Origin of the sequence: Nostoc flagelliforme FACHB-838 (assembly GCF_014698065.1) — a bacterium.
GTDB classification, from domain to species: Bacteria; Cyanobacteriota; Cyanobacteriia; order Cyanobacteriales; family Nostocaceae; genus Nostoc; species Nostoc flagelliforme_B.
Genome location: NZ_JACJSI010000218.1, coordinates 1 through 9,832, shown reverse-complemented (window position 1 = coordinate 9,832; position 9,832 = coordinate 1). Strand labels below are relative to the sequence as shown.

The 9,832-nt window shown below is 40.8% G+C and carries 8 protein-coding genes; all 8 read left to right on the top strand.

Annotation, left to right across the window (positions count from 1 at the left end; translation table 11 throughout):
• Positions 1 to 230: 230 nt before the first annotated feature.
• Entirely contained in the window at positions 231 to 869 is a 639-nt protein-coding gene (locus H6G97_RS53655; protein WP_338421929.1) for a hypothetical protein, read from the top strand.
• Between the two features lie 164 nt (positions 870 to 1,033).
• Positions 1,034 to 2,086: a filamentous hemagglutinin N-terminal domain-containing protein gene (locus H6G97_RS37940; protein ID WP_190945851.1), complete on the top strand. Its 1,053-nt coding sequence runs from the start codon at positions 1,034 to 1,036 to the stop codon at positions 2,084 to 2,086.
• 584 nt (positions 2,087 to 2,670) lie between these two features.
• Positions 2,671 to 2,892 (top strand): hypothetical protein, encoded by a 222-nt coding sequence (locus H6G97_RS37935; RefSeq protein WP_190945850.1) that lies wholly within the window; start codon positions 2,671 to 2,673, stop codon positions 2,890 to 2,892.
• A 604-nt stretch (positions 2,893 to 3,496) separates the two neighbouring features.
• Complete coding sequence (locus tag H6G97_RS37930) at positions 3,497 to 4,420, top strand: MbnB/TglH/ChrH family RiPP precursor modification enzyme (protein WP_190945849.1); 924 nt, start codon at positions 3,497 to 3,499, stop codon at positions 4,418 to 4,420.
• A 12-nt stretch (positions 4,421 to 4,432) separates the two neighbouring features.
• Complete coding sequence (locus tag H6G97_RS37925) at positions 4,433 to 5,227, top strand: hypothetical protein (RefSeq protein ID WP_190945848.1); 795 nt, start codon at positions 4,433 to 4,435, stop codon at positions 5,225 to 5,227.
• Positions 5,228 to 5,286: 59 nt separating this feature from the next.
• Positions 5,287 to 5,568 carry a GxxExxY protein gene (locus H6G97_RS51590; protein ID WP_199349926.1) on the top strand — a complete coding sequence of 94 codons (282 nt, stop codon included), beginning with the start codon at positions 5,287 to 5,289 and terminating at the stop codon, positions 5,566 to 5,568.
• Between the two features lie 316 nt (positions 5,569 to 5,884).
• Positions 5,885 to 6,529 carry a hypothetical protein gene (locus H6G97_RS37915; protein WP_190945847.1) on the top strand — a complete coding sequence of 215 codons (645 nt, stop codon included), beginning with the start codon at positions 5,885 to 5,887 and terminating at the stop codon, positions 6,527 to 6,529.
• Positions 6,530 to 7,202: 673 nt separating this feature from the next.
• Positions 7,203 to 9,832: two-partner secretion domain-containing protein (locus H6G97_RS37910; RefSeq protein WP_190945846.1), on the top strand; the 2,630-nt coding region annotated here is incomplete at its 3' end.

Genomic DNA, 9,832 nt, shown 5'->3' with positions numbered 1-9,832 from the left:
GAGCGCATCCAAGAAATATTCGACCAACTTACTTTTGAGCAGGTAATTTCTGTCTCTTCTTACAACTTTATTCTAGAAGCTTTATTCTATGCAGCTTCATATTAAATTGGTATTACAATCGCTTTTACTGGGAATCGTCCACGTCTGGGGAAACCAATCCTTGTGACGAGAAAGCCGTCCACGCCGGGGAGAAAGTAAACCAGACCGGACGGAATGAAAACCACCCCAAAGTGGAACAAATCCACGCTGATTTGGAATCATTCCAAAAGAATGGTCAAAAAAGTGAGGAATTGCAAGGGTTCCAAAATCTTAACAACGTTTTTAACTATCCGTTAACTACCTACCAACAACCAACTAAGGTTGTTGGTATGGTAGTTGGTTCTGACGCGCCAACCGAAAATCCGCGTGTTGAGGAAACGGCTCATGCGCCCTTGGGGGGCGCGTCGCCTCCACGTATTGAAAGCGCGTCAGAACTTGAAGACTCGCCTACGGCAATGGATTATACATCGCTGACGCTTGTGGATGCTGCACAAAGTCAATCCGCTTCGTTGTTAGTTGAAAATTCAGTTTCGGGTGAAGGAGTCAAAGCAAATCATGAGGGTGAAAGTTCCGCCGCACCTGTGCCAAATCCTGAAAAGTGGTCACATGAGGCGATTGTAGCGAGGTCAAATCTGCGACCGGAGCGTATGCAGAAACTCAAGGTTGCGGCGAATTCGGGGCAGAATCCGGGGTTTGAGTACTTGAAAGAGTCTTGGGATGATCCGGCTTTGCAGATTGTGATCAAGAAGTTGTTGGCGAAGTTTCCGCAGTGGGGTATCGCTTGTGTGGATGGGGTGCTGGCTGATTGTAATGAGCAGCAAGTGCAGTAGTTTGAAAATGAAGAATACAAAGTTTTGTAATATTTTTAACTTTCTGCGAAAAAGTTGAGTTTTGGGATGAAAGCATAGTAGACCTATGGTTAAGTATTAGATAGCTAGTAACCTGATTTATACTTGACTAGGTTTTAGTGCTGTGCTATCTGCGGAGGCTTGTAATGTCTAGTTGGCGTTTTACTTATTGCAGAAGTTTATTGAGTATTGCCATAGCGGGGGCAAGTGTTTTGCCTGGAAGCTATGCGCTGGCTCAAATTATTCCAGATGCCTCTATTGGCAATACGTCTAATGTTACACAAATAAGTAATGACCTCAGCGTTATAGGCGGCGGTACTCAAGTAGGAAATAGCTTGTTCCACAGCTTCTCACAATTATCTGTACCCACTGGTAATACTGCGTACTTTAATAATCCTTTAGGTATCGAGAATATTTTTACTCGTGTGACGGGTAATAATATTTCTAATATTGATGGTTTAATCCGTACTAATGGCACAGCTAATCTATTCTTAGTGAACCCCAATGGTATTGTTTTTGGGTCTAATGCCCGTTTAGATGTTGGTGGTTCATTTGCAGCAACTACTGCTAGTGGGTTGAAGTTTGCTGATGGTAATGGATTTAACGCTATTAATCCTCAAACACCACCGTTATCAATTATTTCAACTCAGGGTTTACAGTATAGAGTAAGTCAGCCAGGGGCAACTATTACCGCTATCGGAAATTTAGAAGTTGGGCAAGATTTGACATTTGTAGCTGACAAGATTGATTTACAAGGTGAATTGCAAGTAGGAGGAGTTTTAAGGATATCAGCACAGGATACAGTACGGATAAGTAACAGTGTGGCTGCCCCCTCTGTAAATATAGAGGCTGGCTCATTGATAGTCCGAGACAGTAGTAATCTTAATCATGCTTCGAGTGATCAAGGAGTTTTAGTTCCTGTTAGCAATGGTGCTACTATTACTGTTGACTCTAGCAATTTAGTTATTAATAATAGTGCTAGCATTTCTGTTAACCAAAATCATGTAAATTCTACTGGAAGCGGTGGCAATATTTACCTTAATGCTGGCAATATTTCTATTAGTACTTCAGAAATCTTAATAGCAATCAAGCCTGTTCCCGAACCAACTTTACCATTTAGTATGTTTGCAATGGTTACTTTTTATGCTGCTTGGAGGTTAAAAGGTAAGCACAAACAAACTCATAAATTGAAAGCTTGAGTCACCACTAATTCCTCGTATGTCTGAGGGTTAGACTACTACTTACTTTTAGTGATCTTAAACAAGGAGAAACTCAGACCTATTTGTGGAAGCTGAGTTTTGCTGATCATGGGCTGTACATAAAATACAGAAATTTACACTACCCAACCCAGCTTTATTTTTGGATATCGTCACCGAAATCACACGAACAGGTCTGGACTCTTTAAGGCAAGCTCGACGTATTTCCATACGCCGACTCTGGCACAAAAGAGCGCTCGCTGCGGAAACTACATACAACCTGAAAACCGATGTTATTGTTTCTGTTGCCCGGGTCGAAGTTGAGGTGATACACAGAACAGCAATTCCTGGGATTGTTGTTCCAATAACCACCGTGCAGCAGTTGGAAGTGCCTACCTCTTCTTCACCCTCTTGTAAATGCAAGAGATGCGAATATCTTTTGACGTAATTGCCAAGTGTTACCGTAAGTCAAGCACTTCCCTAGACCCTAAACCTTTTCAATTTACTAATTTTATTAAAATACATTGCATCTATCTAAAATATAATGTGTTTGATTATATTATTGAGATGTATAAAGAGGGAAAAGTATGAAAGATAAATCTTTGTTGGAAGATATAGAGCAGTTTCAGGAATTATCTGAACAAGAATCTGAGGAAGTGAGTGGTGGTAGCACTAACTTGAATACTCAATATCTTAAACTAGGTGGTTGTCCTGGCTGCCGTTCGGGGTTTGATCCCGAAGTGATTAAATATAACCAACTTATAATAAACCCTGTTCTAGAAATACAGGAAATCCAAGTTTCGCCTTAGTATCCGAAGGTAAGCATGAGGAAGATTGTTAAGCAAGATCCTCTATGTCAATGAGATTGACCTATTGTTAATTATCTGAAAGATAATGGCATTAGGGTCTATTTTTTGGCTCGATTTCAGCGTGTATTTGTGGCTTTTTATGCGGCTTCGGCACTCTATCGAGATACATTGCCTTGGAGTGAATACACAAAATCGAATGCTAATTACTGACTATAAAGGTTACGAATCTTGGTTGTGGTCAAAACTGATTTAAATACGCTCGTCTTGCTGTGAGACATATATACCAATTCTCTAAAATAAGGCAATATATATACAAGTAAAGACGTACAGATGTACGTACATCAGATTGTTCATGTGTTGCCAAGATTTTAAGAATTGGTATTATCCCTCTTTTATTAGTATGAAAAGATAAAATATTCAAACTAACCTTAACCTGAGACAAAATCATAAATCGAGTGATGGGTTACACCCTACCATAGGGGATAGCTTTCCGGTTTTCATGTAAGTATAGTTATTGAGAAAGTGGCTTGTAGCAAGATTTAGATATTATTCTCTGCTTCCAGTCTCCAAAAAGAGATTAAAATAAATATATTAGAGCTATTTTATGCTTCCAGTAAAACAGGAACTAAAAAATTTTACTAACACTTTATCTAGTGTTCCCAAACTTGGTGTTGGTCTTTTATTTCAAGCTCCTTTACAAAGTTTTGTTGAAGCTAACTTTGACAGTTTTGATTTTCTGGAGATTATTCCAGATACTTTTTGGAACGATCTTGGAGCTAGTGTAACTCCTCGTTATGAAGAGAATCAAAATGCTCAAAAGTATATAGAATTTCTTTCAAAGCACAAGCCCATTATTGCTCATAGCATTGGGCTGTCCATTGGCAGTGCAGATTGGTTTGATATTATCCATGTAGCCCAGATTGCAAAATGGCAGAGGCAGTATCACTTCTCTTGGCACAGTGACCATTTATCTTTTAGTCGTTTACTACAAGCATTTGGTCATCCTATTGATGTCGGTCTGACCATGCCAGTCCCTTATGATGCAGAAGTCCTAGATATACTTGTAGAAAGGATAAACTATGTGCATCAAGAAGTCTCAGTACCTTTCCTGTTGGAAAACAATGTCTATTATTTTGAAATTCCCAGCCAAGAGATGAGTGAGGCAGACTTCCTCAATCAACTTACTGCTAGAACTGGCTGTGGGCTTTTGCTCGACCTTCATAACGTTTATGTCAATGCTTACAACCATCGTTTTGATCCTTGGGATTTCCTTGACAAGCTTGACTTAACTCAGGTAGTAGAAATCCATCTTGCAGGTGGAATGGTGATGGAGGGTTTTTATTTAGACGCTCACTCAGGAGTTTGCCCAGAAGTAGTTTGGCAATTACTCGAAAAAGTTCTGCCTAAAGCCCCAAATGTTGCTGGCATTGTTTTTGAAATCTTTGGAACGTATTACAATCACATGGGACCTGAACTGCTCAAGCAAGAACTTAGTCGGGCTAAAGCGATTTGGAAAACCAACCGATAAAGAAATGACTTCATGGCACTTTTAGGGTTTCAACAGGCTTTATCTGAGTTAGTTATATCTCCAGAGTTTTGCTTGCAAGTTTTGACCAGCCCTGAGCAAGCTCTGAGGGTATATAATTTAACCACTCTAGAATATCAGCGCCTAGTATTTTTGGCTCAGTTGCCTGGGCTTGGTATTGGAAGAATGCTTCATCGCTCATTTCGTCTTAGTATGCTGGTAAATATTTTGCCAAAAACCTGCACATTGCTAAATTTTCACAATCTGAACCAAGTAGTTGAGGTTTACTGGCAGACACAGCCGTCACGCAATTTTTACTACGAGCAGGAAGCCGTTCGCTTTGGACAGTTCTTACTGGCGCAACTTGAGCAAGGCAAGCTTCAAAATGAATTTTTGTCAGAAATTTTGCGTTTTGAGCTATGTGTGCTTTTTTTGACAAAATTGATTCCAGAACAGGTCGCTAGCAATAACAGTTTAAAAATTGAGGTTCTCGAAGATTCTTTTCCTGATTTGAATCCTCAATATCGCATTGTTTTTTTCCGGCATGAGCCTAATAGTCTACTTACAACCTTGAGTAAAAACCAAATACCAGAGCCTGGATTGCAAGGTGAGTACTATTTACTTTTAACCATGTCTTCGACAAATCAGTTGCAGAGTAAGTTAATAGGATCTCGAATGGGCGAGGTTTTATTAGCTTGTAATGGCCAGCGTAGTGTATTGGAGCTATGTACACAATTGTCTCTAACGCTTGAAGACTTAGAAATATTAGCTCGAAGAGGGTTTCTCCATTTCCATCACCGAGTAAGCTAGGGTATAGCGGTTATCAGTCTTCTGAAGTACAGTAACAACAGTTCCTTTAACTTTAGCGCATGTCTAACGACAAGCCGTTTCACATCTACGCTAATCAAACTCAGGGGCAGGTAGAACAGGGTTATTCTGCTACGTTGTTGGTTGAAAATTCAGTTTCGGGTGTAGAAATCAAAGCAGTTGATGAGGGTGAAAGTTCCGCCGCGTCTGTGCCAAATTATGAAAAATGGTCGCATGAGGCGATTCTAGCGAGGTCAAATCTACGACCTGTAAGAAGGGAAAAACTGAATCGAGCGGCGAATTCGGACGACAATCCGGGTTTTAACTTCTTGCAAGAGTGCTAGGAAGATCCGGCTTTGCAGATTGTGATCAAGAAATTGCTGGCCAAGTATCCGCAGTGGGGAATTCCGATTGTTGATGGGATGTTGGTTGAGTAAAAAAGCCAAAGTCAATGCAGTAATTTGAAAACGAAGAATGCCAAGTTTTGTAATAATTCTGAGTTTCTGCGAAAAATTTGAGTTTTGAGTTGAAAACATATTAGACTTCTTGCTCAGGAATAGCCAGTTAGTAACTTGATCTGTAGTTGACTAGGCTTTAGTACTGTTGCAATTTGTTTGGACTTTGGACAAACTCATCTTTGTTTATAAGGAAAATTCAGGTATGCGATTGATCAAATGGTTCACTCAACAGCTAGTTTTTGGGGTTTTAATAAGTTCCTCAATGGTTTCAGCATCTTCAGTTAGCGCACAACAAGTATCAATAGACTCACAAAAATACAATGATTCCGTAGCCATTGACCAAGCAGTATCGGCTAAAAAAGCTATGACTTGGATTATCAATACTTCTGTATATACCAATGTATATAACGGTGGCAAAACCTATGTCCAAGTTAGATATGATGAGCAAACCAATCCCTATTCGGGTGATACTTCTATAAGTGAAGCCCGTTCGCTACTTTGCATTCGCAAATCACCAGAACTTGAAAGTAATCCGATTTCATATCTGACTCAATCCGCCATTACCCCTGGTGGTGCATCTAAAAATTCTTGGTCTGGTGGAGAAGTCTTCGCTATTCCTAACGTTGTAGGCAGTTCCTTGTTGTATGAAGCCGATGCAGATAAAAAGTGTGAACAAGCTGGTCAAAGCCGTTACAATCTATCTGGGTTTAAGATGGCAGAGTTTCATGATGGCAGCGATCCAAATGCAGGTTGGGGTTTCTGGGCACAATCCAACGATCCTAATCTGAATAGTCCAGGTATTCGCTATTGGGTGAAGATTAACGATCAGAATGCAAATCCCTGGTAAAAGCGCGAAAATTCCCCACTAAACCGAATGGGCGCTTGTAAAGCGCTAGGGATTGATAAAGCTGACTTTTGACTGTAAGAATCTAGAAGAAAATTTAAAATCTAGTAGTCTGCCAACCCAAAACTGCTAGGTGGGGGTAAGCTTTCTTCTGCTGGGGAAAAGAAGTGCATTTGAGGATACAGCGCTTCCGGCTATTATGCAATATAGTTTTCTCCTTGCTCCTCTCCTATCATCGCTTTCAGCTTTTAGGATGTACCTCATAGCTGCCGTAAGTGCTGTATTGCAATAGTAATAATTACCAATAATTACTTCTAACTTCCCCAGCCTTCACAGCTTTTCAAGCGTGCCATTCGATGCAGAGATATTCTTCGTCAGGAGTGAAATTATCAAACCGTCAAATTTTCATTTGGAGTCCCGGAAGGATAAAACAGCGCCTGCAATTAATAGTTACCAAGAAGCCCAAGAGTAGAGTTTAGTAGTTTTTTTGCGATGTGGATTTGGAACTGGTTAAATGCAAGGGGCAGTATGAGCGGTGGCTTGAGAACTTTACTTCAGCTTTTGCGAAAAACTTGAGTTTTCGGGTAAAAATTAGTATTCTAATTGCTAGATATTTAATAGCTAATAACTTGATTTATGCTTAACTAAAGTTTGCGGGTATTATTGGAGGCTTACAATGTCAGGTTTGAATTTTACTCACTGGGGTGCTTTAGTAATTATCGCTTTCGGTGTCAGCTTTTGTACCATTGATTATGCGAACGCTCAAATTACTCCAGATGGTACTTTACCTAATAACACTAGCGTCACAAGAGAGGGTAACACCTTTAACATTACTGGAGGAACTCAAGCTGGCGGCAATTTATTTCACAGTTTTAGTGAGTTTTCTGTGAATACTGGTGGCATTGCTTCTTTTAATAATGCTGTAGATATTCAAAATATCATCAGTCGAGTAACAGGTGGCTCAGTTTCTAATATTGATGGGATAATTCGCACGTTGGGTACAGCTAATCTGTTTTTAATAAATCCCAACGGGATTATTTTTGGTCAAAATGCTCAGTTAAATATTGGTGGTTCTTTTGTTGGAAGTACAGCCTCGGCAATCTCTTTTGGGAATCAAGGTTTTTTCAGCGCCTCCAATCCCGAAAGTTCTCCATCCCTATTGACGGTCAATCCTTCAGCTTTGCTATTTAATCAAATTCAAACTGCACCTATCCAAAATAACTCAGTTGCTCTTTCCGGTTTAAATCCATCTTCTGAATTTATAGCAACAGGTTTACGTGTACCAGATGGCAAGAGCTTGCTTTTGGTAGGTGGTGATATCAATATGGATGGTGGAGGATTGTTTGCTTTTGGTGGGCGAGTCGATTTAGGTGGGTTAAAAGGTACAGGAACTATCGGCTTAAATTCCTATGGCAATAATCTGAGTTTAAGTTTTCCCGACAATGTCGAAAGAAGCGATGTTTTACTGAGCAGAGGCTCTTTTGTAGCGGTGGCTGCTGATGATGGTGGTAGTATCGCAGTTAATGCCCAGAATTTAGAGATTATAGGAGGGAGTGTACTGGTTGCCGGCATAGAGACAGGGCTAAATTCTAATAATAGTAAAGCAGGAAATATTGATCTGAATGCAACAGGAGTAATTAATATTAACAACAGCAGTCTCATTACTAATAGGGTGTTCGTAGGAGCAAGGGGGCAGGCAGGCAATATTAATATTAATGCTGAAACCTTGGTAGTCAAAGAGGGGTCACAGGTAGATGCTAGTACATATGGTGCAGGCAAGGGTGGGGATTTAAACGTTTATGCCCAAAATGTGCAAATTATTGGCGCAAGCGCTGATGGAGAGTTTCCTAGTGGCTTGTATGCTTCCGCCCAAACAAACTCAACAAAGGATGCGGGCGATTTGACTATTAAAACTCATACTCTGCTACTCAAAGATGGAGCACAGGTAGTTACTGCTACATTTGGTGAGGGCAAGGGAGGAAATTTAAGTGTTGATGCCCAAGATGTGCAAATTATTGGCGCAAGTGCTGATGGTCAGGCTCCCAGTGCTTTGTTTGCTTCCGTACACTCAACAGGGGATACGGGTGATTTGACTATTAAAACTCATACTTTGCTAATCAAAGATGGGGCGCAGGTAAGTGCTAGTACATTTGGTGAGGGCAAGGGAGGAAATTTAAGCGTTGATGCCCAAGATGTGCAAATTATTGGGACAAGTGCTAATGGTAAGTCTATCAGTGGGTTGTTTGCTGACACACACCCAAATTCAACAGGGGATGCAGGTGATTTGACTATTAAAACTAATACTTTGCTAGTTCAAGATGGGGCATATGTAGCTACTGGTACATTTGGTGTGGGCAAGGGAGGGAATTTAAACGTTGATGCTCAAGATGTGCAAATTCTTGGAAGAAGCGCTAATGGCCGGGCTGGCAGTGGCTTGTATGCTTCCGCAGAAGCAAACTCAACAGGAGATGCAGGTGATTTGACTATTAAAACTCATACTTTGTTACTCAAAGATGGGGCGCGTGTAAGTGCTAGTACACAGGGTGGAGGCAACGGAGGAAATTTAAGCGTTGATGCACAAGATGTGCAAATTCTTGGAAGAAGTGCTGATAGTGAGTATGCCAGTGGCTTGTATACTGCCGCACTACCAGACTCAACAGGGGATGCGGGTGATTTAGCAATTAAAACTAATACTTTATTAGTGCAAGATGGAGCTGCAATAACCGTGCAGAGTTTGGGAACCGGAACCGCAGGCAACCTAAAAATAGATGCCCCCTTTATCCGTTTAAACAACAATGCCTTACTTAGCGGGGACACACAAAGTGCTAAAAATCACCCGGATAGCGAGCAAGCGACAATTAACATTAACTCAAAAATTTTGACAATGAGCCGCAATAGCAACATAAGAACCAACGCCAGGGGGGAAAATGTTATTGGTGGCAACATCAATATTGACACCGATTTCCTGATTGCATTTAAAAATAGCGACATCAGCGCCAATTCGACAAACTTTCGTGGTGGAAACGTGCGAATTAATGCCCAAGGTATCTTTGGTACACAGTTTCGAGATGTGGCATCTGATAGCACAAGTGACATCACTGCTACAGGAGCAAGCCCTGAGTTTAGTGGTTCTGTAGAACTCAATATCTCTGACGTTAACCCCAACAGTGGCTTAGTTGAGTTACCCACAATTGGTGTCGAAACTGAAGTAGCTCAAGTCTGCGATAGTCCAGGTTATGCTCAAAGCAGCTTTATTATCACCGGACGCGGCGGTTTACCTCCCAATCCTACTAAGGATATTTTACC

What these genes read in the sequence shown, in the direction of transcription:
- H6G97_RS37940 (WP_190945851.1), top strand. Translation starts at nt 1,034, where the DNA reads ATGTCTAGTTGGCGTTTTACTTATTGCAGAAGTTTATTGAGTATTGCC.
- H6G97_RS37935 (WP_190945850.1), top strand. Translation starts at nt 2,671, where the DNA reads ATGAAAGATAAATCTTTGTTGGAAGATATAGAGCAGTTTCAGGAATTA.
- H6G97_RS37930 (WP_190945849.1), top strand. Translation starts at nt 3,497, where the DNA reads ATGCTTCCAGTAAAACAGGAACTAAAAAATTTTACTAACACTTTATCT.
- H6G97_RS37925 (WP_190945848.1), top strand. Translation starts at nt 4,433, where the DNA reads ATGGCACTTTTAGGGTTTCAACAGGCTTTATCTGAGTTAGTTATATCT.
- H6G97_RS51590 (WP_199349926.1), top strand. Translation starts at nt 5,287, where the DNA reads ATGTCTAACGACAAGCCGTTTCACATCTACGCTAATCAAACTCAGGGG.
- H6G97_RS37915 (WP_190945847.1), top strand. Translation starts at nt 5,885, where the DNA reads ATGCGATTGATCAAATGGTTCACTCAACAGCTAGTTTTTGGGGTTTTA.